Source organism: Psychroflexus aestuariivivens (genome assembly GCF_004010055.1).
In the GTDB taxonomy this organism is placed as follows: domain Bacteria; phylum Bacteroidota; class Bacteroidia; order Flavobacteriales; family Flavobacteriaceae; genus Psychroflexus; species Psychroflexus aestuariivivens.
Map to the genome: position 1 here is coordinate 239692 of NZ_RQVT01000056.1, position 26612 is coordinate 266303.

Consider the following 26612-nt stretch of genomic DNA (forward strand, 5'->3'; position numbering starts at 1 on the left):
TTTTTTCTATTTTTGCCGAAACTACAACGTTTTCGTTATGAAAAAAACCAACCAAACTCTAGGCGAGTTTATTATTGAAAATCAAAAAGCTTTTAAATATACTTCTGGTGAACTCTCACGACTTATTAATTCTATAAGATTAGCGGCTAAAGTGGTCAACCACGAAGTCAACAAAGCTGGTTTAGTCGATATTCTGGGAGATCATGGTGAACAAAACGTTCAAGGTGAAGATCAAAAAAAGTTGGACGTGTATGCCAACGAAAAATTTATCCAGACCTTAATCAATAGAGAAATTGTCTGTGGAATTGCTTCAGAAGAGAATGACAATTTTATCACCATTCAGGGAAATAACAAAGATCATAAAAATAAATATGTTGTCTTGATGGATCCACTTGACGGCAGTTCCAATATAGATGTGAATGTGTCTGTGGGAACAATTTTTTCAATTTACCGTCGCGTGACCCCAGTTGGACAACCGGTAGAAATTGAAGACTTTCTGCAACCAGGAAATCAACAAGTTGCTGCAGGTTATATAATTTATGGGACATCTACAATGCTAGTATACACAACTGGTCACGGTGTCAATGGTTTCACACTGAATCCCGCTATTGGGACATATTATTTGTCTCATCCTGACATTAAAATCCCAGAAGATGGCAAAATTTACTCCATCAACGAAGGAAATTATATTCATTTTCCACAAGGTGTAAAAGATTACATCAAATTCTGCCAAGCACAACGCGACATCGACCCTTATACTTCAAGATATATTGGCTCTTTGGTTTCGGATTTTCATAGAAATATGATCAAAGGTGGTATTTATATGTATCCAAAAAGTTCGAGTGCAGAAAAGGGAAAATTACGTTTGCTTTATGAATGCAACCCTATGGCATTTATCGCAGAACAGGCTGGCGGAATTGCTTCAGACGGTTATCAAAGAATTTTGGACATCAAACCAACCGAGCTTCATGAACGCGTGCCATTTTTTTGCGGTAGTAAAAACATGGTAAAAAAAGCTGAGGAATGTATGAAAAAAGCTGATGAAGTTCAGTCTTGTTGAATTGAGTGTTAAGATTGATTTCTAAGCTGAAAACGGCTAAATGTAGTTTGTCACATTTAGCCGTTTTTGATTTATATAGCTAGATTAATCAGAAATTAATCATCTGAATCGATAAAATTCTTGTAAGTTTCAAATGAAAATTTTCCTGAGAATAATATTACCGATTTTCTTATAATTTCACTGGCATCTTGTTCAGTAAATCCAAGTCCAACTGCGTAGCGGTTCAATAAAAAAGACTCCACTTCATCCATTTGTCCATCGATGAAAATAATTTTCAACAAATCGAAAAGATATTCTAAGCGCTGTTCTTTGGAGCCAATAGAGTGTACCGGATAAGCACCTGGATTTTCTAGAATTTGTTCATAATCTGAATCTGAAATATCAAATTTCTTGGAAAATCTTTTAAGCAAAGTTTCTTCAACAGGTGTTATTTTACCATCAGAAGCGGCTAAATTTACAATGTTTGCAAAATGGTTGATTCGTGTGGATTTTCTAGTATTTTCGTAAATATCTTCAGCTGACATAAAATAAAGTTTTTTAGGGTGTAAAGATAATATTATTTTGCGATGCCTATTTAAAAGAATATTGATTTTTGTAATTTGCAAAATATGAAAAAGAAAACAATTGGAAGATTAGATCGTGTGGAGTTTCCGGACCTTAACTTAAAAGAAATTTCGGTGAAAATTGACACGGGCGCCTACACTTCCTCCATTCACTGTGAAAATATTGAAGAAATTGATGGTGTTTTGCATTGTATTTTCCTTGATAATGAACATCCCGAATACAATCATAAAGCCTTTAGTTTCAATGAATACAATAAAATAAGAGTTAAAAGTAGTAACGGAATCGCACAAAGTAGGTATGAAATAAAATCCCGAATTAAAATTTTTGGAAAAATCTATAAAATTTCACTTTCTTTGAGCAATCGAAAAGAAATGAAGCATCCTGTACTTTTGGGACGTAAATTTCTAAACAAAAAATTTATAGTTGACCCAGAATTGAAAGATTTATCATATAACGCCACTCAAAATGAACATTAAAATTCTCTCCAGAAATCCAAACCTTTATTCAACAAAAAGATTGGTGGAGGCTGCCAAAAAAAGAAAACATGACGTCCAAGTCATCGATCCGTTAAAATGCGATTTGGTGATTGAAAAACGCAACCCAAATATCTATTATAAAGGTAATTATATTCTAGACACAGACGCCATTATTCCCAGAATTGGTGCCTCTGTAACCTTTTATGGAACGGCAGTTGTAAGACAATTTGAAATGATGGGCGCTTTCAGTACTATTGATTCTGAAGCTTTGGTAAGAAGTCGAGATAAGCTGAGAAGTCTACAAGTTTTGTCCAGAGCTAAAATCGGTCTTCCAAAAACTGTTTTTACCAATTATTCCAGAGATGTCAACGGCGTTATTGAGCAAGTTGGTGGCACACCACTAGTTATTAAACTTTTGGAAGGCACGCAAGGTTTAGGAGTTGTTTTAGCCGAAACCAAAAACGCAGCGAAATCAGTAATAGAAGCTTTCAACGGTCTTCAAGCTAGAGTAATCGTTCAAGAATTTATCAAAGAAGCTAAAGGAGCAGATATCCGTGTTTTTGTGGTAGATGGTCACGTTGTTGGCGCAATGAAACGCCAAGGCAAAGAAGGTGAATTCAGATCCAACTTGCACCAAGGCGGTTCTGCTGAAGTGATTGAACTTTCTGACGAAGAAGAAATTGCGGCTATCAAAGCTGCAAAAGCTATGCGCTTGGGAGTTGCTGGTGTAGATTTATTACAGAGTTCACGTGGTCCTCTTATTTTGGAAGTCAATTCTTCTCCTGGATTGGAAGGCATCGAAAAGGCTACTGGTAAAGATATTGCTAAAAACATTATTCAGTACATCGAAAAAAATGTTTAAATGCCGGAAATTGATTCTAAAAATGTACTCCATATATTAGACAGAAAAGTTTATCCTGGTGAAAAAGCGCGCATTAATTTCAACACAGCAAAACTTTACACGACAACCTCTGTAGAAGTTCCTGTTATTATTGAGCGTGCTAAAAAATCTGGACCTGTTATTTTGATTACAGCCGGTATTCATGGCGACGAAATAAATGGTGTTGAGACCGTAAGGCAAATTATTTCAAAAGGCATCAACAAACCAAAGCGAGGCACTATAATTTGTGTTCCTGTTTTGAATGTGTTTGGGTTTTTGAATATGAAACGAGAATTTCCTGACGGTAGAGATTTAAACAGAATGTTTCCAGGAACGAAAAAAGGATCATTAGCAAGTCGATTTGCTTACCAATTTTCTACAGAAATATTACCGGTTGTGGATATTTGTTTAGACTTTCATACTGGCGGCGCGAGTCGATTCAATGCAGCGCAAATTAGAATCGACAAAAATGATCCTAACGCAGAAGATCTTGCCAAAATTTTCTGTGCACCATTTACAGTTTATTCCTCTACAATAAAAAACTCTTACCGAATGACTTGTGTTAAGCAAGGAAAGTCAGTTTTATTATTTGAAGGCGGAAAATCCCAAGACAATAATAAAGAAATTTCAAAATTTGGTGTAGACGGTATAAAACGCATTTTACATCATTTTGAAATGCTGAAACCAAACTTCGACATTGAAACGCCTGAAAGTGAAACTAAATTCATTTCTAGTACTTATTGGATTCGAGCAAAATATAGTGGTCTTTTGCATGTCAAAATTCCCATAGGAAAATTTGTGATAAAAGGCGAATTTATTGCAACAATTACAGACCCTTATGGTACATTTCGACATAAAGTAAAAGCGAGTAACGATGGCTATATTATCAATGCCAACCAATCGCCCATTGTTTACCAAGGTGATGCTATTTTTCATATTTCTAAATCATAATAGTTATGACAAAATCTGAATTGAGACAGAAATATAAAAGATTACGCGCTGAAATGACTGAAACTGAAATTGACAATGAAAGCTTAAAAATTGCCAATAAATGTTTAGAGTTAGATATTTGGAATTTTGAATATTATCATCTTTTCTTATCGATAAAGCGTCAAAAAGAAATAAATACAGAATACATTCTTCAAATTATTTACGGCAAAGATGGTAATGTCGTGGTTCCAAAGATGGATATTTCAGAACGAAGCCTTTCACATTTTCTTCTCACAGATTCAACTTCATTGAAACTTAACGATTGGAATATTCCAGAGCCACAAAATGGAATTCAAGTTTTTCCTTCACAAATCGATGTGGTTTTTATCCCACTCATGGCTTTTGACAAAATCGGTAATCGTATAGGTTATGGAAAAGGTTTTTATGATGGGTTTCTGAAAGACTGCAAAGCAGATGTTATAAAAATAGGTTTGTCCTTTTTTTCTTCAGAAGACAATATTATTCCTACAGAACTACATGATATTCCTTTAGATTTTTGTGTAACGCCAGATAAAATTTACAAATTTAACAGCAAAGTATAATTATTTTGTACATCCACAATCTGAAATTCCACAAGCTGATTTAGATTTTTTTTGAGGCCAAAAATATTTTTTAACCAAAAATGTAAGTGCTAAAATAAATGTCAATAAGACTAAAATTTCCTGAATCATATTTCTTTTATTTTAAAATTTGAAATGCTAAAAATGCAACAACATATGCAAATCCCGACATTCCGAAAAGTTGTATTAACGGCCATTTCCAAGTGCCAGTTTCTATTTTTACAATTGCCAAAGTACTCATACATTGCATAGCAAAAGCATAAAATAATAATAAGCTGATTCCGCTGGCAAATGTAAATAATGGACCACCTAAAACAGGATTGGTTTCTGCGGCCATTCGCTTTTTAATAGTTTGTTCATCTTCGCTTCCAACGCTATAGATAGTTGCTAAAGTTCCTACAAAAACCTCTCTAGCTGCAAAAGAACTAATAATGGCAATGCCAATTTTCCAATCGTAACCGAGTGGCGTTACCACTGGTTCGATAGCACGACCTGCATGTCCAATATAAGAATTCTTTAATTTATAAGACGCTATTTTAGTATCGATTTCTTCCTGTGTTAAGTTTTCAGTTTCAATATTGTTGGTAACGATTTCTTCAGCATTATCAAAATCGTCCGTTGGACCGTAACTCGCCAATACCCACAAAATAATAGAAATGGCAAGTATTATTTTCCCTGCACCAACCACAAAAGATTTGGTTTTTTCAAAGACAGTAAATGCAATATTTTTTAAAATCGGCATTTTGTAATCTGGCATTTCTACTACAAAATAAGATTTGAATTTTATTTTTAGAACTTTACTCGCCAACCAACCTGAAAGCACTGCTGTGGCAAAGCCAAGTAAATACAGCAACATTAATGTAATTCCTTGGTAATTGAATAATCCAAGCCAACGCTCATCTGGAATAACTAAAGCAATTATAATGAGATAGACTGGCAATCTTGCTGAACATGTAGTAAACGGAACAACAAGAATTGTGACTAAACGTTCTTTCCAGCTTTCAATATTTCTGGCTGCCATTACGGCTGGAATGGCACAAGCCGTTCCAGAAATTAGCGGAACAACACTTTTACCACTCATTCCAAATTTCCGCATGATTCTGTCCATTAAGAAAACAACACGACTCATATAGCCAGTTTCTTCCAAAATCGAAATAAATAGAAAAAGAAAGGCAATTTGAGGTACAAAAATTACAATTCCGCCTATGCCAGGTATAATGCCTTCTGAAATTAGATCTGTAAACATTCCAGGAGGAAGCGTGCTTGTAACAAATTCACTAAGTTTCAGAAAACTTTCATCAATTAAATCCATTGGATAAGCTGACCATTCATAAATAGTCTGAAAAATTAAAAATAAAATAGCAACGAAAATTACATAACCCCAAACTTTGTGAATTAATATTCTATCTAAAGTTGCTCTTAAGCCTTTCGCCAATGCTAAATCTTTAGTCAAAGTGGCTTTCAAAGTTTCATTTATAAATTGGTAACGCTTGATGGTTTCTTTCTGCTGAAGACGTTTCAAATCAGAGGTTGACTTAGGAGTGAAACCATTTTGTGTTTGAATTTCATTTCGCTTTGTCGTCCCGAAATTGACGTCTTGGGTAATTACCAACCATAATTTGTACAAATCTTGATTTGGATAAGCTTTTCTAAGTGCGCCAAAATATTCAGTGTCTATTTCTGAAGCTTGCAAACAAGGTTTTGTAGAAAGATTTTGGTAATTGGCAATTTGTTGTTTCAAGCCGTCAAAACCTGTCCCTTTTCTAGCACTTATCAAACTAATTTTAGTGTTTAGACGTTTTTCCAAACCTTCAACATCCAGTTCAATACCTTTGCGCTCCATACGATCCGCCATATTAATGGCTAGAATTGTTGGTAAGCCAAGATCTTTGATTTGTGTGAAAAGCAACAAATTCCTTTTCAGATTTTCAATATCACTAACCACAACCACAACATCTGGATAATCTTTATCCTTCTTATTCATCAATAATTCGATGACAACGTTTTCGTCCAAAGATGTGGCATTCAAACTATAAGTTCCTGGAAGATCTAGAATATGAGCTTTCAGGTTTCTACTTAGTTTTATAGAGCCTTCCTTCTTATCAACCGTAATTCCAGGATAATTTCCTACTTTTTGATTGAGGCCTGTAAGATTATTAAAGACTGAGGTTTTGCCTGTATTGGGATTACCAACTAAAGCAACATTGATTTGTTTACTCATCCACTTTTAATTCAATATTAATCAATCTAGCAGTTTCCCTTCGTATTGACAGGTAAGTATCATTTATATTAAGATATAATGGATCTTTGAAAGGTGCTATTTGAACCAATTCGACTTCATTTCCAGGCAAGCAACCCATTTCAAGAAGTTTCAATGGAATATCATCAGAATTCATTTCACCGATAATAGCTTTCTGTCCTTTTTTGAGATCAATGATTGTCAGCATGCTATTTAGAATAATTTTAAACAAAAGTAATAAAGTTTTATTTAATTTATCTCTGTGAGCACAACTTTTCTGATGAATTTCTGTAAAACTTAAGTAAGTATTAGCAGAATTAAAATAAAAAATCCGGCAAATAAGATGAATTTGCCGGATTAAATTTAGTTAGGTAAAGTGGACTTCCACAATAGATTACCTAAGCAATATGAGACTTTACAATATTAAATAAATAAATAGCTGTCCGCAATACCTAGTATTAGGTATTTTTTGTTGATTTTGCCTTAAAGTATTTTGTGAAATCCTTTTGTAAAGGCTTGAAGAAAAAATTATCTTTGTCATTCTCAAAAAAAGTCAAGAATGATCACAAAAAAGGTATCAGAATTACTGCAAAGTGACCAAATTTTGCAAGAATATAAAGTTAGCGGTTGGGTTAGAGCCTTTAGAAGCAATCGGTTTATTGCGCTAAATGATGGCTCAACACTTCATAACATTCAATGTGTTGTTGATTTTGAAAACACCGATGAAGAGGTTTTAAAACAAATAAATATTGGTGCAGCCGTTGCTATTGAAGGAACTTTGAAAGAAAGTGAAGGCAAAGGCCAACGTGTAGAAATAGAAGTAAAAAGCATTGAAATTCTTGGTGAAGCTCAACCAGAAGACATAAAAAAAACTATTCTCCAGCCAAAGCGTCACAGTTTAGAAAAACTGAGAGAACAAGCACATCTACGTGTTAGAACCAACACCTTTGGAGCCGTAATGCGTGTACGTTCAAAACTTGCTTTTGCTGTCCACGAATATTTCAACAACAAAGGATTTTATTACGTCAACACACCTGTAATTACTGGAAGTGATGCTGAAGGTGCTGGTGAAATGTTCAAGGTCACCAATATGGATTTAAAAAATCCACCAAAAGACGAGAAAGGCAATATAGATTTTTCAAAAGATTTTTTTGGTAAAGAAACCAACCTCACTGTTAGTGGGCAATTAGAAGCAGAAACTTTCGCCTTAGGCTTAGGACAAGTTTATACTTTCGGACCTACTTTCAGGGCAGAAAACTCTAATACTTCTCGTCATTTAGCAGAATTTTGGATGATTGAACCAGAAGTTGCATTTTGTGATTTGGAAGGCAATATAGATTTGGCTGAAGATTTCATTCAGTATGTATTAAAATACATCACCGAACATTGTAAAGATGATCTTGAATTTTTGGAAAATCGCTTGCTTCAGGAAGAAAAATCAAAACCTGAAAAAGACCGTTCACCTATGCCACTGAGAGAAAAAATTGATTTTGTTTTGAAAAACAATTTCAAAAGAGTCTCTTACACTGAAGCTATTGATATTTTAAAAAATTCCAAACCCAATAAAAAGAAAAAATTCAATTATATAATTGAAGAATGGGGCGCAGATTTACAAAGTGAACACGAGCGTTATTTGGTTGAAAAACACTTTAAATGTCCTGTTGTTTTGTTCGATTATCCTGCAGATATCAAAGCATTCTACATGCGACTGAATGATGATGGCAAAACCGTTCGTGCGATGGATATTCTTTTCCCTGGAATAGGTGAAATTGTTGGCGGTTCTCAAAGAGAGGAACGCTACGACGTTTTGCTTTCCAAGATGAAAGAGTTGGGTGTCGATGAAAAAGAATTATGGTGGTATCTGGAAACTAGAAAATTTGGAACTTGTAAGCATTCTGGATTTGGTTTAGGTTTTGAAAGATTGGTGCTTTTTGCCACAGGAATGACCAATATCCGAGACGTCATTCCTTACCCAAGAACACCACAAAACGCAGAATTTTAAGTTTTGAAAATTACAGAACAACACCGTGTTCAAGCAATTTCTGAAAAGATAAGATTGCAGGAATACGGTGTTGGTATTTTTGATGCGCTACAAACAAAAAGTGCTTTAAAAAAAGCCATCAAACGCAAATCTATTTTAATTGATGGTGAAGTTGCCGAAACTTCTACGTGGATTCAGGAAGGTCAACTTATAGAATTGAAAGCAGGACAAATTGATACCGAGAGAAAAGTTTTCAATTTAAAACTGAATGTTGTTTATGAAGATGAAGATTTGGCTGTTATAGAAAAACCCGTTGGATTTCCAACGAATGGCAATTATTTTAAAACCATTGAAAATGCATTGCCTTTTAATTTAAAAACTAGTACAAAAAAAGATTTTTTGCCCTACCCACAGCCTGTTCATCGATTAGACAATCCAACTTCTGGGTTACTTTTGGTCGCCAAAACAAATTCAGCGAAAACCTTATTATCAGTTTCATTTGAAAACAATTCAATTCATAAAACTTACATAGCAATTGCTCATGGCAGTTTTGAAGAAACGGCAGGTGTTTTCGATAGCAAAATTGATAATAAAGACAGTAAAACTAGATTTCAGGTTTTAGAGAAAAATAATATAGGAGTAGCAAATTATTCGTTTTTGAAATTATTTCCATCGACAGGCAGAACACATCAAATTAGAATTCATCTTTCAAATTCAGGGCATCCAATTTTAGGAGATTCAATTTATGGATTAACAGATGACAAACAGAAAAAGTTATTTCTTCATGCAGTGGGCATACAATTTCTTCATCCAAAAAAAGAAGTTGAAATGAGTTTTGAGACCGATATTCCAAAAAGATTTCTTAAATTTATAGAAGATAGAAATTGATATTTTCAGGGTTCGCATTTATCAATTTTATATTCATTATTTAATATTAGCAATTAACAACATTTCTGATTTATGCTTAAACAGCGGCTAAATTTAAAATTATCTCAAAAATTATCACCTCAGCAAATTCAGCTGATGAAGCTGATACAATTGCCAACACAAGCTTTTGAACAACGTGTAAAACAAGAATTTGAAGAAAATCCAGCATTAGATTCTGGCAAAGATGAAGAGGATTATCAAGATGAATTCAGCAATGAAGATCAGCAAGAAGAACACGATATTATTGAAACTGAATTCGATGTAGACGATTATTTGAGTGATGACGAGATTCCAAGTTATAAATTAAAAGCTAACAATTACAGTGCAGACGATGAAGACAAGCAGGTGCCATATGCATCTGGAACATCGTTTTCACAATTTCTAAAAGATCAGCTACAAACCTTCAATTTTAAAGACAATCAGGAAGATATTGCATTTTTTTTGGTCGGCAGTGTAGATGATAGTGGCTACATTCGAAGAAATATGATGGATATCGTAGACGATTTAGCGTTTACACAAAACATTATTACAGATGAAACTACTGTAGAGAAAGTACTTAAACTTGTTCAAACTTTAGATCCACCGGGAGTTGGGGCTAGAGATTTGAGAGAGTGCTTATTAATTCAACTTGAGCGCAAAAACAAAAACGAGTCTGTGGATTTGGCTTATAGAATTATAGACGAAGCTTTTGATAAATTTAGCAAAAAACATTACGAGAAATTACTGCAAAAATTTAGTATTTCAGAAGACAAACTGAAAGATGCTATCGAAGAAATTGAACATCTAAATCCGAAACCAGGCGCTTCATTTTCTGGCAATAGTAGAATTGTAGAACATGTAATACCAGATTTTGCAATAAAAATAAAAAACGGTGAATTAGAATTGACACTGAATGGTCGAAACGCTCCAGAAATGCATATCTCGCGTGATTATGCCAATATGCTAAAAGGCTACAAAGAGTCTAAAAATAGATCTAGAGAGCAAAAAGAAGCTGCATTTTTTATCAAGCAAAAATTGGATTCTGCGAAATGGTTTATAGATGCAATTAAGCAAAGGCAACAAACCTTATTTTCTACAATGAGCGCTATTATGAATCACCAAAAAGAATATTTTCTAACTGGAGATGAGCGTAGCTTGAAACCTATGATTCTAAAAGATATCGCTGAAAAAATTGACATGGACATCAGTACAGTTTCCAGAGTTGCAAACAGCAAATATGTTGAAACACCTTATGGTACATTTCTAATAAAAAGTTTTTTCTCTGAATCTATGAAGAATGATGAAGGTGAAGATGTTTCAACCCGTGAAATCAAAAAAATTCTTGAAATTACTGTTGAAAAGGAAAACAAGAAAAAACCGCATACAGATGCAAAATTAGCTGAAATTTTGAAAGAAAAAGGATATCCAATAGCGAGAAGGACGGTTGCTAAGTATCGTGAGCAGTTAGACATTCCTGTTGCCAGACTTAGAAAAGAAATTTGATGAACAGGTCAGTTGCAAAAGTACTATCTATTGTTTTTCATCCAATTTGGATGCCTATTATAGGGTGTTTATTTTATTTTTTTGCACTACCTAATTATATAGATTTAGAACTTGCATATGCAAAACTTTTGGCAGTAAGTATTTTAAGTATTTTTATTCCAATTGTGTTTTTATTTATTTCCAAAAACTTAAATTTCATATCAGATTACCAGTTGACTAACGCCAAAGAACGCCGCTTTTTTCTCATGTTTTTTGCTGTAGTAACGCTCGTCATTTTAAATAAAATTATTGACGTTTACAATTATCGAACTTTATTTTATTTCTTTTCAGGAATATTGTTTTCTGTAATTATAGCACTTCTATTTAGCTTATTTAAAATTAGAATAAGCCTTCACACATTAGGCGTTAGCAGTCTTTTGGTTTTTGTAATAGGGTTAAGTTTATCGTTTCAAATCAATCTTCAAAACTTTATTTTTATCTTAATTTTTTCAATAGGCTTAGTCTCTACTGCTAGATTGAAACTAGGTGCTCATGCAGCGAGTGAAGTTTTATTTGGCTTTCTGGCAGGTATAATTCCGCAGATTTATTTTTTTCAGTATTGGTTATAAGATATAAAATGTCAATCCAGCCTTTATTGGATTGATTCCGAGACTTTGATTTGAATTTAAAATGTTTGCATCGAACACTGGATTCAAACTGTAATCCACAAAAAAATTAATCACACCATATCCAAATGTGAGCTTTAAACTTGTCCTAAAACGCTCTAATTCGTCGGGTTTAGTTAATTCAATACTTTCATCTGGCGCTTCAAAAGTAGATTTAAACCTAAAAGTATAACCTAAATTCATTCCCAAATATACACGCCAAAAAGCGTTTTTTTCTAAAGTTGAAGTTCGCCATCTAAATTCAATCGGAACCTCAACTATATTCATATTAAATCTATTGATTGTATATTCGGATTCATCAGTAAGCGGTTGATATTGATAGTTTCCATCAACCTCACTAATTTTTAGATTCTGACCGTATGTATTAAGATTTAAACCTAAACCAACACCTATAGCAATGTTACGCTGCTCGTTCAAAGGAATATCTCGAATAAAACCAAAATTAAGACCTCCAGAAAATCCAGATTGATTCACATCTTCGGGCAAATCTGACAAGAAATTAAAGCTGATTCCAATATAAAACTGGTCTTCACGATATAGAGAATCAGGTTCATTATTTTTCAACCATTCAGATTCATCTCTTTCTTCTTGTGCAAGAAGATTGGCTCCAAAAAAGAGAAATAAAAAATAAAAGTAAATTGACTTCATAACAAAAAGATTTCAGGTCATCAAATATAATTTATCAGATGCATTCTAATAAAAAAACATCTTCAAATTAATGAAGATGTTTTTAAAATAATTAAAAAAATGTATACTATTCTAGATTTAGCATAGCATCACCTTCTTTCGTTGTGTAATTGATTTTTAAAGCCTCAGCTTTTCTCAACTCTTGTTTGATATCTGAAACCAATCCCATGTTGGTTTCTTTATCTACTTTTAAAGCGGTTGTCAACATATCTCTCAACTCTTCACGCTTAGATTGTTTTTCTTCGCGAATGAATTGCTGAATATCATTGATATTTGCGTATTTATCATTTAATTGTACGCGAGCTTCCGTACCGTATTTTTGCTGATATCTTGGAGACGGTTTACCTGCGTAAATATACATCACCAAATTCTTCTTGTCTAATTTTTCAACTTGATCTGCAAATGGCAGAACGTTTTGGACTTTCAAAGAAGTATCTCTCATCACAGTTACGACCATGAAAAAGAATAAAAGCATAAATACAATATCTGGAAGTGAAGCCGTAGAAATCGCTGGCGTTCCGCCGTCACTTTTCTTTTTAAATTTTGACATAATTTCTAGATTTTTGTATTTATCGTTTTGGTTCTGCTTCAGAAAGTTTTTGAGGATACATTTCCTTTATTCTTCCGATGCGCTCCTTCAACAATTCTTTATCTTTCGGTTCAGTATCAGGATCATTGTAGGCTGCTTCCATTTCAGTAAAATCCATTTGGTACAACCTGTTAGACTCTCTATTTCTTAACTGATTATACGCTGCAACCAATTCATTTTGGACGGCAATATATTTACCATATTGGGTTGCTCTGTCATTCTGCAAAGAAATCACTGCTTTGATAGGATTGTCAGAAGATGCTGGATCTGCAGCACCTTTACAATAGCTACAAGCCTCATCTCCTTCTCCTCCTCCATTATCTAAAAATTCTACCGCAGCCTGTCTCAATTCGCCGAGTTCCATTTCTTCGTCTTCAACAAGTAACTCACCGTTAGCATTGATTAAAACGATAAAAATATTTCGTTCCTTCAATGGTGGTGGTTTTTGATCCGTATCATCTATTGGAGGCAATTTCCTTGTAATTCCGCTATCTGTTTCTATAGTTGTGGTGACCAAGAAAAAGATAAGCAAAAGAAAGGCAATATCCGCCATAGATCCTGCATTTACTTCTGGTGCTGCTCTTCTTGCCATAATATTATCGTGTTAAAATTTTTCTTACACTAGACAACAACATTGCAATTATTGCAAGTGCCGCTAAAATATAAAACATCGTTAAGCCTGCACTCACCCATCTTGATCCACTTTCTGATAGCACTTCTCCGTCTCTCATTGGTGTTTCCACACCACTAGAAACTGCGTAAGAAATAACAATTATAAGAACAAAACTTCCAAGAGAAAGTAATGTTTTCTTTACATTTCCCGTAAAGATTTCTTTTATTGAAAAGAAAAGCACTATAAGAATTGTGACTGCCAAGATAATGTAAGAGACCCACATGAATGGATTCAGAACACTTGATTGCATTGCTGCATCAGCTTCTATCGCATCATCTCCAGCATTGAGGATTCTCACAAAGAGAATAGCACCTAAAACACCAAAAATGATTTTGAGTATATTAACTATTTTATTCATAATTTTTATTTGTTTTTATGTGCAACTAGCATATCGATTAGAGTAATTGAAGCATCTTCCATATCGTTTACAATGCTATCAATTTTAGCAACGATATAATTATAAAAAATCTGAAGAATAATTGCTACTATCAAACCGAATACTGTAGTCAATAAGGCAACTTTAATACCTCCAGCTACTAATGATGGCTGCATATCTCCTGCTGCTTCAATTTTATCGAAAGCTTTAATCATACCGATAACCGTACCCATAAACCCAAGCATCGGTGCTAAAGCGATGAATAAAGATACCCAAGATACGTTTTTCTCTAACTGTCCCATTTGCACACCACCGTAAGCAACGACAGCTTTTTCTGAAGCTTCAACACCTTCATGCATTCTGTCAAGTCCCTGATAGTAAATAGATGCCACAGGTCCGCTAGTATTTCTACAAACTTCTTTAGCAGCTTCAACTCCACCACTATTTAAAGCATCTTCTACATTTTGAGATAACTTTTTAGTATTTGTAGTCGCTAGATTTAAATAAATAATTCTTTCGAAAGCAATAGCTAAACCTAAAATAAGACACAAAAGAACAATCCCCATAAAACTAGGACCGCCTTCTATAAATCTTTTCTTAAGTTCTTGATGAAAACCCTGAGAATCATCAGCTTGAACATCTGCTCCAGCTTCATCATCTTGTACAAAGTTCACGCTTGTTTCTGTAAACATGTCGGTTGAATTGGCAGCGTTCAAAGTTGAATTACCAACAACCATAATGGCTAAAATGGCTAAAATTGAAAATAATCTTTTCATTGTTGTTTGTCTTAGAATTAATAATTAGTGTTAAATTGAGTTTTAATAGTTTGTCTTTGTCTTCAGCAGAGAGGAAGGGATTCGAACCCTCGGTTCCGATACAATCGGAACACACGCTTTCCAGGCGTGCACCTTCGACCGCTCGGTCACCTCTCTAAATTATGTCCATGAACGTAATAGTTAGCAAATAAATAAAAAAAAATAATTCTACAAGAAAAAAACTACGTAAATTTTTAATTCATTTCTCCTCGCAGTGATGTTTCAAAAATAGTTTTAAATACATTAGGACCTAAATTCTTGGCTAGCAAATACATCATTTTGCCTACTGCAGCCTCTGTGGTGATGTCCTTACCGCTAATTACACCAATTTCTTTCAGCTTTTCACTTGTGGCATATTTTCCCATCTCAACCGACCCACCGATGCATTGTGTAACATTGATAATATGCACGCCTCTATTTATGGTTTCTTTAAGTAAATCAATAAACCAATCGTCAGTTTTGGTGTTTCCACTACCAAAAGTTTCTAAAATAATTCCTCTCAGATTTTTAATCCCCAACAATTGTTCCAAAGTACTTCGGTTGATTCCTGGAAATATTTTTACGATTAGGATATCATCCGACAATTCTTTATGAACAATAACCTTTTTACGGCGATTGGATTTTAATAAATTAGTCTCATTTATTTTTAAATTCACACCTGATTCTGCTAGTGGCGGGAAGTTTAGTGATTCAAAGGCTTCAAAATGCTCAGAATTAATTTTGGTAGTTCTGTTGGCTCGATACAATTTGTATTCAAAATACAAGCCGACTTCCTGAATTAATGGATGGTGATTTCTTTTGAAACCTGCCAATTGAATGCTTGTAATTAAATTTTCTTTGGCGTCGGTTCTTAAATCGCCAATTGGCAATTGTGAACCGGTAAAAATAATTGGCTTTGTCAAGTTTTCAAACATAAAAGAAATCACAGAGGCGGTGTAAGACATGGTGTCGCTGCCATGTAAAACTACAAATCCATCATATTCTTCATAATTATTTTCTATGATTTCTACCAAATTAATGTAATGTTGGATATTCATATCCGAAGAATCTATCGGTTCTTCAAAACTTGTTGTACTAATATTATGGTCAAGAAGCTTCAATTCTGGTATATTCGAAAGCAATTCATTAAAGTTGAACGCCTTTAGAGTTCCACTTTCAGGGTCTTTAATCATCCCGATTGTGCCTCCAGTATAAATCAACAAAATATTTGAAATTTCTTTTTTCATACTAAATCCCGAAAATTTCTTTAGAATTTTTTGTAGTTATCTCAGCGATTTCTATTACACTTTTATTGTAAATTTCAGCTAATTTTTCAGCAACTTTAAGCACATAAGCACTTTCATTACGCTTTCCTCGAAAAGGTTTTGGTGCAAGATACGGCGCATCGGTTTCTAAAACTATATGTGATGGATTTATTTCATTTAGAAATTGATCAATTTTACCATTTTTGAAAGTAACCACACCACCTATACCAAGTTTCATATTTAAATCTATAGCCTGCTCTGCCTGAGCTTTTGTTCCCGTAAAACAATGAAAAATCCCGAATAAATCTGGGCTTCGTTCACTTTCTAAAACTTCAAAAACCTCATCAAAAGCTTTTCTACAGTGAATAACAATCGGAAGTTTATATTTTTTAGCAAGTTGAATTTGAAATTTAAATGCTTCTTTTTGCGCTTCTAAAAATTGATCATCCCAGTGCAAATCGATTCCGATTTCGCCAATCGCATAAAACTTTCGTGTTTTAAGAGCCTGCTCTACATGAGCCAACTCGGATTTGTAATTCTCGTTGACAGAGGTCGGATGAAGTCCCATCATCAAAAACATATGTTCTGGATAATTTTGCTCTAACTGATACATGGCTTCGGTAGTTTCAGAATCTATGGCTGGAATGAAGAAGCGCAAAACTCCAGATTCTATAGCATTTTGAATAACTTCATCTCTATCTTCATCAAAAGCTTCAGAGTATAAATGCGTGTGTGTGTCTGTTAAAATCATGCTGCGAATTTATTTAAATTGAAACTTTATATTTGTCAAAAAAACATTAAATGTCAAGTTTGAAAAAGTTTTTAAAAAGCAAAGATTATATTAACCTGAAAATGAATACAATTTCAACCAATCATTTTGAATGCAAGGCAAAAATAAACGGTATAGAAGGTAGTTTTATTGTAGATACTGGCGCTTCAAGTTCTTGTATTGATTTTTCGTTTACAGAACATTTTAAATTATTTTCTGAAGATAGCAAAATCAAAGCAGCTGGAGCTGGTGCAACAAATATGCTAACTAAAAATTCAACCAATAATATCGTTCAAATTGGTAGTTGGAAAAAGAAGAAAATAGATCTTATTTTATTCGATTTGTCTCATGTAAATCAAGCTTTGAGCGATCATGATGCTGAACAAGTTCATGGCATAATCGGTTCTGACTTATTGAAAAAAGGAAAAGCAATCATTGACTACAAAACAAGTCGACTCTTTCTAAAATAATTTTTTTCAATAAAAAACCCATTTTTCTATATAGAAAAATGGGTTTTTTATTCAATCTGAATTGCTAACTACAATTCTAAGGCTTTTTCAACATTGCCGTCCATTAATAGTTTTTTTGGATCTTCTAGTGCTTCTTTTATTGCAACTAAGAATCCAACAGATTCGCGACCATCAATAATTCTATGGTCATAAGATAATGCGACGTACATCATCGGTAAAATTTCAACTTTTCCATCAACCGCCATTGGACGCTCAACAATGTTGTGCATTCCTAAAATTCCACTTTGCGGCGGGTTGATAATTGGAGTAGACATCATAGACCCAAATACACCACCATTGGAAATGGTAAATGTTCCACCAGTCATTTCATCAACTGTTATTTTACCGTCTCTTGCTTTGGTTGCCAATCGTTTTACTTCCTGCTCTACAGCCCTGAAACTCATATTTTCTACATTTCTCATTACAGGAACCATCAAGCCTTTTGGGCCAGATACTGCAATACTAATATCTTTATAATCGTAAGTAATCATTTCCTTGCCGTCAATCATACTGTTGACTGCTGGGAACTCATCCAAAGCACGAACTACCGCAAGTGTAAAGAATGACATGAAGCCTAAACTTACCCCATGAGTTTCTTTAAACTTCTCTTTATATTGAGATCTTAAATCAAAAATCGGCTTCATATTAACTTCGTTGAAAGTAGTCAACATTGCCGTTTCATTTTTAACACTAACTAGTCTTTCTGCAACTTTTCTGCGCAGCATAGACATTTTCTTTTTGCTTTCGCTTCGTTTTCCAGAACCTGGAGATCCCATTGAAGGTTTTCCTTCAGCTTTCTTAGCATCTTCTTTAGTAATTCTACCATCTCTACCGGTTCCCTTTACATCTTTAGGATCGATATTTTTTTCATCTAAAGTTTTTTTAGCTGCTGGAGATGGCGTTCCTGAAGCGTAAGTTTCCTTTTTATCCTCCGATAATTTTTCTTCTTTATCTTTCTCTTCAGATTCAGAGGTGTCTTTACTTTCCCCTTCAGACTTAGAAGATTTATCGTCTTTAGATTCTTTTGAATCCTTGTCTTTGCCTTCTTTAGACTTCTCGTCGTCTTCAGAAGGTTTTTCAGCATCAGTGTCTATTAAACAAACCACTTCTCCAACTTCTACGACGTCCCCTACTTCTGCCTTTAGGGTAATAACTCCTGCTGCTTCTGCTGGCAATTCGAGCGTCGCTTTATCACTGTCGACTTCTGCAACTGGTTGATCTTTTTCAACGTAGTCGCCATCTTGGACTAACCATTCTGCGATTTCCACTTCGCTAATTGACTCGCCCGGTGAAGGGACTTTCATTTCTAAAGCCATAATATATTGTATTTCAGAACTTAATTTTTAATTATTTATAATCTTGTTTACAATTATCTTTTGAATCATCAAAAACATAATCGATTACTTCATTGTGTCTTTTTTTGAATCTTGCTGCGCTTCCTGCCGCTGGTGATCCGTAAAATCTTCTACTACAAACCCTAAAATCCTTAGCTTTGCCATAATGCAGCATTAAGTGTGTGTAAGCACCCATATTTCTCGGTTCTTCTTGTGCCCAAACTACGTCTTTGGCATTTTTATATTTTTTAATGGTTTTATCCAATGCTTCTTTTGGTAGTGGAAAGAGTTGTTCCAACCGGACTAAAGCCACATCATTTCTGTCTTCTTCTTCTCTTCTCTTTTTCAAGTCATAGTAAAATTTACCTGAACAAAACACCAAGGTTTTAACATCTTTCACCTTTGCTGAATCGTCATCGATAAGCGTTTGAAAACTACCTTCTGCCAAGTCCTCTTTGGTAGAAATCACTTCAGAATGCCTTAATAAACTTTTGGGGGTGAACACAATCAGTGGTTTTCTAAATTTCACCTTCAATTGTCTTCTCAATAAATGAAAAAAGTTAGCTGGAGTTGTACAGTTGGCAACATACATATTATCTTTCGCACAGAGCTGTAGGTAACGTTCCATTCTAGCTGAAGAATGCTCGGAGCCTTGACCTTCATAACCATGAGGCAATAGCATTATAAAACCGCTTTGGGTTTTCCATTTATCTTCAGCAGAAGAAATGTATTGGTCGATCATAATTTGTGCACCATTGCTGAAGTCACCAAACTGTGCTTCCCAAATTGACAAAGTACTTGGACTTGCCATTGCATAACCGTAATCGAAACCTACGACTGCGTATTCTGAAAGTAGAGAATTATATATATAAAATTTTCCCTGATCTCCACCTAGATTGTTGTGCGGCACAACTTCTTCTTCACTCTTTTCAGTTTTGATGACTGCGTGCCTGTGTGAAAAAGTTCCCCGTTCACTATCTTGTCCCGAAATACGTACATCGTGACCTTCTTTAAGTAAAGTTGCGTAAGCTAACAACTCACCCATCGCCCAGTCTAATTTATTCTTCTCGAAGAACATTTTGTGACGCGTCTTCATGAGTTTACTCACTTTACGCATATAATTTTTGTCATCAGGCAAAGTGGTGATTGCTTCCGCAAGTTCGCCGAGTTTTTCTAAATCGAATGTCGTATCGACTTCGGCCAACATGTCATTTTTATCGCCGTAAACATAACCTTGCCATTCCTCTTGTAAAATTGGAGTAACAACAGTTTTTTCTTCTTTTTTAGCATCAGCAAAATCTTCTTCAAGTTTTGCTTTGACATTTTTTTCTAATTTATCAAGAAAATCGTCATCTATAGTGCCTTCTTCCTTAAGCTGTTTTGCATAAATATCTCTTGGATTGTCATGCTCAGCAATAGCTTTATAAAGTTTAGGTTGAGTAAATCTTGGCTCATCACCTTCGTTATGACCATATTTCCTGTAGCCTAAAAGATCTATAAACACATCTCTACCAAATTTCATTCTGTACTCCAAAGCAAAAGTCATAGCATGAACCACAGCTTCAGCATCGTCTGCATTGACATGCAGAACTGGTGAAAGGGTGACTTTGGCGATATCGGTACAATAAGTCGATGATCTTCCGTCTGTATAATTTGTTGTAAAACCAATTTGATTATTGACCACAATATGAATGGTTCCATTGGTTTTATATCCGTCTAATTGAGACATTTGAACGGTTTCGTAGACAATACCTTGTCCTGAAATTGCGGCGTCTCCATGAAGAACGATTGGCAATACATTTTGCTCTTCGCCAAGATGGTGATCGTCTTGTTTTGCTCTTGCGATACCTTGAACAACCGGACCTACTGTTTCCAGGTGAGATGGATTCGGTGCCATGTTCAAATTGATTTCTTTACCGGTGTCGGTAGTTCTTTTAGAAGTCCAACCCAAGTGATATTTCACATCACCATCAAAGCCTTCTATATCATAATCTTTACCTTCAAATTCATTGAAAATATCTTTAGCACTTTTGCCAAAAATATTTACCAATGTGTTCAAGCGTCCACGATGTGCCATCCCCAGAACAAATTCTTTAACACCGAGATTAGCAGCGTTTTCTATTAAAGCATCCAAAGCTGGAATTAAAGATTCGTTTCCTTCTAAAGAAAAACGCTTCTGGCCAACGTAACTTTTATGAAGAAAAGACTCAAAAGTCACGGCTTCATTCAATCGTCTTAAAATATTTCTTTTTTCGTCTTTAGAAAAATCAGGTTGATTTTTGTTATGATAAATTTTTTCCTGAATCCATTTAACTTCTTCAGGCTTTCTGATATAAGCATACTCCACTCCTATTGAATCGCAAAATACTTGCTCAAGAAAATCAATAATATTACGAAGTGTAGTTTTACCAATTCCAATAATTTCACCGGCTTCAAATTCCGAATCCAAATCAGATTCTGACAAACCGAAGTTTTCGATATCAAGTTTTGGGGAATATTTTCTGCGCTCTCTAACAGGATTTGTTTTGGTAAAAAGGTGTCCACGATGTCTGTAACCATCAATCAAGTTGATAACTTGAAATTCTTTTTGGACATTTTCTGGAACTTCAACTTGTTGCTTTTCCTTTGTTTCAGCATCTTTTATCGTGACGGTTTTACTGTCTTCACCAAAATCACCATTTTCTAAAGCAAAGTCGAAGCCTTGAAAAAAGGCACGCCAACTTGGCTCTAAGGCATCTGGATTTTGAAGATATCGGTCATAAAGATTAGCTAAATACGAAGGGTGTATTGCGTTTAAAAATGAATATTTGTCCATATTGAAATTACATCTTGTAATGTGTTAGACAAAATTACAATTTCTATCCAAATAAGTCTTCATTTGGAATAATTTTATCATTTCATTTGTATAAAAACCATACAGATTAGAAAATTAATATAAATGAAGTATTGATTAAGTTTACATTAAAATTGTTCGCACACATGGCTTTTGGCTAGAAAACTTAGCGATTTTTTTAATTTTAAATTTTCAATTTAGCAACTCCACAATGCGAAATAGGTAGTATTTCTGCTGTTATTTTATTCCGATTAATACTTTTTCTTTTTCTAATTCACTAAAATAAAAGTGTTCAATATCAAATTCAGAACTTATAGGGAAAATCCCATTCATTTTTGATGAAGATTTAGAATAAAAGTCAGTTAGTTATTTTTATACCAAAACCTGAATATTGCTAATTGTATCGAATTTCGATTAGGAATTCATAGGCAATAAATTATAGTTTTTTGAACAAAAGTATTTACATTTTATATAAGTGATAGGATTTTGTTTTGGTATTGTAGTAGCCAAAATGAAGTTCTCCGTTATGAAAGAAGTAATCGTCTGCAGTGTTGTACCTTATTTCATTTTTAAAGTCTTCAATTATGTCAAATATATTTGATTCTTCTTCCTTTTTGATGTAATTAAAATCTTGATCTAAAGTTGTATTGAAATAAGTAGATTTTGTGGAAGAGTAAACATTGAAAGAAGTTAATATAGGGTTATAAGTAGGGATAAAAACTGTTCCTGCAGAAGTAGTTATTGGTGTAGAACCAGCAAAATTTCCAGGCATCATCATCATTCCACCGCCTGCATTGCTAACATTTTTAAATCCACCAATTGTAAAAGAATAATTATCATCTTTTCGATATGCCGTAACACCAAGATTTCCTGAGGAAACTTTGCGTAAAAACTTGGAAGTCTTTTCCATTTCTCGCCTGTTTTGAAAAGGTAACATCGTTCTTCCTTCTTGAATAATAGGAGAATTTTTGATAGCAATTGGGACACCTTTCTCTAAATAAAACTCTTTTATAATAGTGTTATCAAAATTTTTGACAACTAATTTCATTTCCTCTGGACTACTTCCCATTTGTAATAATTTGTCTTCTAAAATGAAAGAATTATAAGCTTTAAAGTCATCTATATTTCCTTTAGGATAAGGATAAATCTTAGTCGACAAAGTGAGTGATTCTAAATCAATGATGTGAAGAGTAGTAACTAATTCATCTTCATTTTCTATAGTAAGATAAATTTTATTATCTGATTGGTATAGTTTATTGGCTTTTGCGGTTTGCTCAATAGCATTCGGCACTCTATTGTCTACTTTAGTTACATTTGAAGTTGCGCCACCGAAAAGACCCATAGTAAAAAAACCACTTTTCAATAATTTTTGGTCACGTTCTTCAGCAACAATGTCAAACCTTTTTAATTCTTTAAAATTAAAATCATCAGACAGCTTTCTTAACACAAATTGATTTTCTTTAGTGGCTGTAATTACCAATAAGTCATTCTTATAATGTAAAACTTCAATGAATTCTTCTTTTCCAAGATCGATTTTCATTTTTTTAATTGCTGTTTTACCTGTACCAAAGTCAAGCACTTGAACAACAAATTTATTCAATGAATTGTTGGCTGCCAAAAGCTCGTATTTGTTTTCATTAATGCGATATCCCAAAAGATTTTTATATTTTCTTTTTAAAGCTTTGCCATTTATACTTGCTATTTTTTTGAAGTTACTATCAAACAAATTTGCAAATACGTTTTTTCTATCCATAAAAACTATTGCTAAATCTCCGTTGCTAGTATTGGAAAACGAATATCCATCTTTACTCCTTTTGGAGCTAGTATCGTCATCTTCTGTAAAACTTAAGACTTCTTCTTGAGCAGTTGTTGAAATTGAAAAAAGTATTAAAATTAAAATCAATATTTTCCTAGTCATTATCATATGGTTTTAATTAAGATGCAACACCAGTGTTTCGCATGTAGTTGGCAAACTTAGTAAATATTACGCTTTGGGCTTAACTATATTTTTATAAAAAAACTATCATTTTCAACTAGATATTAGTCATTAAATAGACGCTTTGTTATGCTTAGTTTTTCTCAAGTCCTTTTTTTTATTTCTTAGAATTTTATTTAAAATTGAACTTGCAATAGCAATCATAATCAATTCGTAAAAATCATCTTTAAGTGAAGTATATTGATGCTTTGATTTCGTCATTTCTAGTTTGAATTCTATTGACTTAATTTTATTCAACCCCACTTCTTTAACTTTTTGAGCATACAACGAGTCTGATAACGATAAATTATTTTCTAATTCATTTTTGATAGATCTTAATTCTTCAAAATACTCAATATGCTGGGTAAGCAATTCATCTTTTTCAAATGATTTACTTATAAAATCACTTACGAAGAGAAATGGAATTGCAATCGAAATAATTATTCCAATAGTAATCAAATCAATGTTTCGATTTATTTTTTTTACTTTTGGATGACTCATTTATTATTCTTGTTAGATTAGGTTATTGCCTGCGTGATTTTTATTATTTGTAATTGATTTATAACTTAACACTGAAGGCAAATATGGAGTTGAAAATCAGCAATAATTTTCAGTAGTAATCGAGAAAAAGAAATTATTAATAGTCATTGCTGTAACTAGTTTTTATTATATCATCTATTTTTTCAGTTAGGATTTCGATTAATTCATCATCCATATATTCAAATCTATCTTCAATTTCTAATACTTCGGTTTTCGGAATATAAATCTCTCTATATAATTCCAAAAGTCTTTTTGAATGTTCATATTCCATTAAAAGTATCAAATCAGCCCAATTAATTAACTTTTCAGAAATTTTCACAGGACTTTTACTGCTAAATCCAGCTGATTTCACATAAACTCTTTGGTCATTGGAGAATATTTTTTCAGCCGTTCTGCTTCTTCTTTTATTTCGACTACAAACAAAAAGGATATTCATTAGAACTGTTTTATAAATTTAAAGCTTTCTTCAGCCAAATATAGTTTGAAGTTGGCATTAATTTAATTGTTTTTTGTTTCAATATTTCGATTCCTTCTTTAGTCAAATTTATTTCCAGAATTAAATATTCTGAATTGTCAAAACACAGCTTAGAAATGACTTTTTATTGTTTGAAAATTTTTTCTCTTCTCGAACTTTACAAACCGCTTTTTATATAAAATCAATTACAATTTTTAAGCACCTGATTTAGAAAATACAATTAATTTTAAGGTGATGTAGCCAGTTTTATTTCAAAACCTTAACGACGTTATCTAAATAATCTACTGTTAGTTTAAATTCAATAATGTTATTAGGAAAAAAATCATCCATTTGACTTCTCAACTCAACAAAGGGTTGAAGGGCATTTTTATCATTTGCAATTCCCTCAATAACAGATATTGAAATCTCATATTTATCTTCATTTTTATCAGCATAAACATATTTCGCTACCGATGAGTCAAAAAATCCAGTTTCTCTAAAACCTTCAGCAATCTTATCAATCTCTTGTTCAGATATATTTTTTTCATTAAAAGCAATTTCGTGTTTCAAATCCAATCCATAAGTTTTAGTTGATATACTTGCTTGTTCAATCGTATCTGAAGCATAAACGATAGCAAAAACAGGTACTATTGTAATCATAAGTCCGATTATTGCAATTGCAATCACTCTCCACCAACTATGAATCAATCCTCCAGAGTTTATGTATTCATTTGATTTTTCTTCTTGATATTTTTTAAACAACCCATAAGCAATTATAGAATAAGCAATGGGTATAATTTGATTAGGTAAATTTATGTTTTCTGGTATTAAAAAAATTCCACTAAAGATTACAATTGTCGCAATAATCGTAATTATCCATGTAGGTTTTACTTTTTCAGGTTGGCCTAGTGTTTTAAAGTTTTCTGAAAGTAAATATCCAGCAACTAAAGGACCTCCTAAAAATGTTCCAACCCAAAATGTTTTGTCCTTAAATATTTTCCTCCTAGGAATTCTGTTTTCCATAGTTCATTAGTTTTTCAAATTGGTTAAGCGTTCCTGCACATCGATTAGAGGCTTGAAAATTAGTGATTTTCTCTTTAATTTAATATCTTAAATTCCAGAAATTCCGCGAAGAGAATTATGAAGTCTTATACCATGTTTGTACTTTATTTATAAGGTAGTTTTGGCAATGTTATTTCATATTCTCCTTTAGATTCTTTAACTCTTCTTACCTTAAATCTTGCTTTTCCATTTTCTTTTAATCCCCAGTTTTCATTTAAATCAGTCCAAACTCTGATAAAAACAAAATTTGAATTATTATTCAAAGAATTGTAGATATAATTCCAGTCATCTATAATTTCATCTTTTGCGATATCAGTATTCATAAAGACTATAACTTTATGATCATAAGCATCAAATTTTAAATCATTGCTTATATTGGTCTTACTCAAGATATCGTCAAAACTGCCTAAATAACTATCAATGTCGGTATCAACATTATTTTCACTACAAATTTGATAATTTTCATTTATTGTTGAATCTTTTATATCATTCAATTGATCAATAGTACAAAATGTTTCACCATTATAACATAAAAGTAAGTCGTCAGAATTATATATATAAGATCTGTATGGTATTGACATGTATATGAAGTTTTTTATTTCACTTGACTCTAAATCTTTATCTAATTGTGCATCGAAAACATTTTCTTCCTTAGGAAGTAAGGAAATATTACGGTTTATTTCTTCTTGAGAATACACCTTTAAATTTGGAAGACCTACAAGTAATTTCACAGCAGTTCCACAAGAAAAAAGGAAGATTGTTAAACTGAATAGAAAAATCCAATCTAACTTTAGTTTATGTTTTTTCATTGTTCAAAGTTAATCATTTTTCAAAGTCACTTGAGCTAGAATGTTTTCCATTTTTGAGCTGTGGTATTTGAACAGTTTCTTGAGTGTTGGTTGCTTTTGATCATCTCCAAACAAGCTTG

At 33.2% G+C, this 26612-nt stretch carries 27 protein-coding genes and 1 tRNA gene; 10 read left to right on the forward strand and 18 right to left on the reverse strand.

Going from position 1 to position 26612, the window contains the following annotated elements:
- Window positions 1-37: 37 nt before the first annotated feature.
- Entirely contained in the window at window positions 38-1060 is a 1023-nt protein-coding gene (fbp, locus tag EIG86_RS12545; RefSeq protein ID WP_127846525.1) for a class 1 fructose-bisphosphatase, read from the forward strand.
- Between the two features lie 95 nt (window positions 1061-1155).
- On the opposite strand, the gene EIG86_RS12550 is transcribed toward fbp, so the two are convergent.
- Window positions 1156-1584, reverse strand: coding sequence for a tellurite resistance TerB family protein (locus tag EIG86_RS12550; RefSeq protein ID WP_127846526.1), 429 nt, complete (start codon window positions 1582-1584; stop codon window positions 1156-1158).
- 84 nt (window positions 1585-1668) lie between these two features.
- On the opposite strand from EIG86_RS12550, the gene EIG86_RS12555 reads away from it, so the two are divergent.
- The 4 genes from EIG86_RS12555 to EIG86_RS12570 are packed head-to-tail and all read left to right on the forward strand — an operon-like array spanning window position 1669 to window position 4512.
- Window positions 1669-2100, forward strand: coding sequence for an ATP-dependent zinc protease family protein (locus EIG86_RS12555; RefSeq protein ID WP_127846527.1), 432 nt, complete (start codon window positions 1669-1671; stop codon window positions 2098-2100).
- Window positions 2090-2962 carry a 30S ribosomal protein S6--L-glutamate ligase gene (gene rimK / locus EIG86_RS12560; RefSeq protein WP_127846528.1) on the forward strand — a complete coding sequence of 291 codons (873 nt, stop codon included), beginning with the start codon at window positions 2090-2092 and terminating at the stop codon, window positions 2960-2962. Before EIG86_RS12555 ends, rimK begins: the two co-directional genes overlap by 11 nt.
- Window positions 2963-3931 carry a succinylglutamate desuccinylase/aspartoacylase family protein gene (locus tag EIG86_RS12565; RefSeq protein ID WP_127846529.1) on the forward strand — a complete coding sequence of 323 codons (969 nt, stop codon included), beginning with the start codon at window positions 2963-2965 and terminating at the stop codon, window positions 3929-3931. It begins immediately after the preceding gene.
- Window positions 3932-3936: 5 nt separating this feature from the next.
- Complete coding sequence (locus EIG86_RS12570; RefSeq protein WP_127846530.1) at window positions 3937-4512, forward strand: 5-formyltetrahydrofolate cyclo-ligase; 576 nt, start codon at window positions 3937-3939, stop codon at window positions 4510-4512.
- Window positions 4513-4648: 136 nt separating this feature from the next.
- Here the strand turns inward: EIG86_RS12570 and feoB are convergent, their stop codons facing one another.
- Both feoB and EIG86_RS12585 read right to left on the reverse strand, forming a co-directional pair.
- Window positions 4649-6751, reverse strand: coding sequence for a ferrous iron transport protein B (gene feoB, locus EIG86_RS12580; RefSeq protein ID WP_127846532.1), 2103 nt, complete (start codon window positions 6749-6751; stop codon window positions 4649-4651).
- Window positions 6744-6977 carry a FeoA family protein gene (locus EIG86_RS12585; RefSeq protein ID WP_127846533.1) on the reverse strand — a complete coding sequence of 78 codons (234 nt, stop codon included), beginning with the start codon at window positions 6975-6977 and terminating at the stop codon, window positions 6744-6746. Before EIG86_RS12585 ends, feoB begins: the two co-directional genes overlap by 8 nt.
- Window positions 6978-7328: 351 nt before the next feature.
- Here EIG86_RS12585 and asnS point away from each other — a divergent pair, with 351 nt between their 5' ends.
- From asnS to EIG86_RS12605, 4 genes are all read left to right on the forward strand, one after another.
- Window positions 7329-8771 (forward strand): asparagine--tRNA ligase, encoded by a 1443-nt coding sequence (gene asnS / locus EIG86_RS12590; RefSeq protein ID WP_127846534.1) that lies wholly within the window; start codon window positions 7329-7331, stop codon window positions 8769-8771.
- A 3-nt stretch (window positions 8772-8774) separates the two neighbouring features.
- Window positions 8775-9638 (forward strand): RluA family pseudouridine synthase, encoded by an 864-nt coding sequence (locus tag EIG86_RS12595; protein ID WP_127846535.1) that lies wholly within the window; start codon window positions 8775-8777, stop codon window positions 9636-9638.
- Between the two features lie 72 nt (window positions 9639-9710).
- Window positions 9711-11159, forward strand: coding sequence for an RNA polymerase factor sigma-54 (gene rpoN, locus EIG86_RS12600; RefSeq protein ID WP_127846536.1), 1449 nt, complete (start codon window positions 9711-9713; stop codon window positions 11157-11159).
- Complete coding sequence (locus EIG86_RS12605; protein WP_127846537.1) at window positions 11159-11767, forward strand: hypothetical protein; 609 nt, start codon at window positions 11159-11161, stop codon at window positions 11765-11767. Before rpoN ends, EIG86_RS12605 begins: the two co-directional genes overlap by 1 nt.
- On the opposite strand, the gene EIG86_RS12610 is transcribed toward EIG86_RS12605, so the two are convergent.
- The 8 genes from EIG86_RS12610 to EIG86_RS12645 form a co-directional block, all read right to left on the reverse strand.
- On the reverse strand, window positions 11762-12472 hold the full coding sequence (locus tag EIG86_RS12610) for a porin family protein (protein ID WP_127846538.1): 711 nt from the start codon (window positions 12470-12472) through the stop codon (window positions 11762-11764). The two genes, EIG86_RS12605 and EIG86_RS12610, sit on opposite strands and share 6 nt — an antisense overlap.
- 106 nt (window positions 12473-12578) lie before the next feature.
- Window positions 12579-13061, reverse strand: a complete 483-nt coding sequence (locus EIG86_RS12615; protein ID WP_127846539.1) for an ExbD/TolR family protein — start codon at window positions 13059-13061, stop codon at window positions 12579-12581.
- 19 nt (window positions 13062-13080) lie between these two features.
- Complete coding sequence (locus EIG86_RS12620) at window positions 13081-13692, reverse strand: ExbD/TolR family protein (protein ID WP_127846540.1); 612 nt, start codon at window positions 13690-13692, stop codon at window positions 13081-13083.
- Window positions 13693-13696: 4 nt separating this feature from the next.
- Window positions 13697-14071: a hypothetical protein gene (locus EIG86_RS12625; protein WP_240032222.1), complete on the reverse strand. Its 375-nt coding sequence runs from the start codon at window positions 14069-14071 to the stop codon at window positions 13697-13699.
- 65 nt (window positions 14072-14136) lie between these two features.
- Complete coding sequence (locus EIG86_RS12630; RefSeq protein ID WP_127846542.1) at window positions 14137-14925, reverse strand: MotA/TolQ/ExbB proton channel family protein; 789 nt, start codon at window positions 14923-14925, stop codon at window positions 14137-14139.
- A gap of 66 nt (window positions 14926-14991) precedes the next feature.
- Window positions 14992-15081, reverse strand: a tRNA-Ser gene (locus EIG86_RS12635).
- Between the two features lie 77 nt (window positions 15082-15158).
- Entirely contained in the window at window positions 15159-16190 is a 1032-nt protein-coding gene (locus tag EIG86_RS12640) for an asparaginase (RefSeq protein WP_127846543.1), read from the reverse strand.
- Window position 16191: 1 nt separating this feature from the next.
- Window positions 16192-16959 (reverse strand): TatD family hydrolase, encoded by a 768-nt coding sequence (locus tag EIG86_RS12645; protein WP_127846544.1) that lies wholly within the window; start codon window positions 16957-16959, stop codon window positions 16192-16194.
- A gap of 50 nt (window positions 16960-17009) precedes the next feature.
- On the opposite strand from EIG86_RS12645, the gene EIG86_RS12650 reads away from it, so the two are divergent.
- On the forward strand, window positions 17010-17447 hold the full coding sequence (locus tag EIG86_RS12650; RefSeq protein WP_127846545.1) for a retropepsin-like aspartic protease: 438 nt from the start codon (window positions 17010-17012) through the stop codon (window positions 17445-17447).
- A 68-nt stretch (window positions 17448-17515) separates the two neighbouring features.
- Here the strand turns inward: EIG86_RS12650 and odhB are convergent, their stop codons facing one another.
- From odhB to EIG86_RS12685, 7 genes are all read right to left on the reverse strand, one after another.
- Window positions 17516-18802 carry a 2-oxoglutarate dehydrogenase complex dihydrolipoyllysine-residue succinyltransferase gene (gene odhB, locus EIG86_RS12655; RefSeq protein ID WP_127846546.1) on the reverse strand — a complete coding sequence of 429 codons (1287 nt, stop codon included), beginning with the start codon at window positions 18800-18802 and terminating at the stop codon, window positions 17516-17518.
- 31 nt (window positions 18803-18833) lie between these two features.
- The gene (locus EIG86_RS12660) at window positions 18834-21635 is read right to left on the reverse strand and encodes a 2-oxoglutarate dehydrogenase E1 component (protein WP_127846547.1); all 2802 of its coding nucleotides are present in this window, start codon (window positions 21633-21635) and stop codon (window positions 18834-18836) included.
- 478 nt (window positions 21636-22113) lie between these two features.
- Window positions 22114-23571 (reverse strand): hypothetical protein, encoded by a 1458-nt coding sequence (locus EIG86_RS12665; protein ID WP_127846548.1) that lies wholly within the window; start codon window positions 23569-23571, stop codon window positions 22114-22116.
- 129 nt (window positions 23572-23700) lie between these two features.
- On the reverse strand, window positions 23701-24129 hold the full coding sequence (locus EIG86_RS12670) for a hypothetical protein (protein ID WP_127846549.1): 429 nt from the start codon (window positions 24127-24129) through the stop codon (window positions 23701-23703).
- A 136-nt stretch (window positions 24130-24265) separates the two neighbouring features.
- Window positions 24266-24604, reverse strand: coding sequence for a low molecular weight phosphatase family protein (locus EIG86_RS12675; RefSeq protein ID WP_127846550.1), 339 nt, complete (start codon window positions 24602-24604; stop codon window positions 24266-24268).
- A gap of 285 nt (window positions 24605-24889) precedes the next feature.
- Window positions 24890-25645, reverse strand: a complete 756-nt coding sequence (locus EIG86_RS12680) for a hypothetical protein (RefSeq protein ID WP_127846551.1) — start codon at window positions 25643-25645, stop codon at window positions 24890-24892.
- Window positions 25646-25788: 143 nt separating this feature from the next.
- A complete protein-coding gene (locus EIG86_RS12685) occupies window positions 25789-26493 on the reverse strand; it encodes a hypothetical protein (protein WP_127846552.1) in 705 nt (234 codons plus the stop codon).
- Between the last annotated feature and the right edge of the window lie 119 nt (window positions 26494-26612).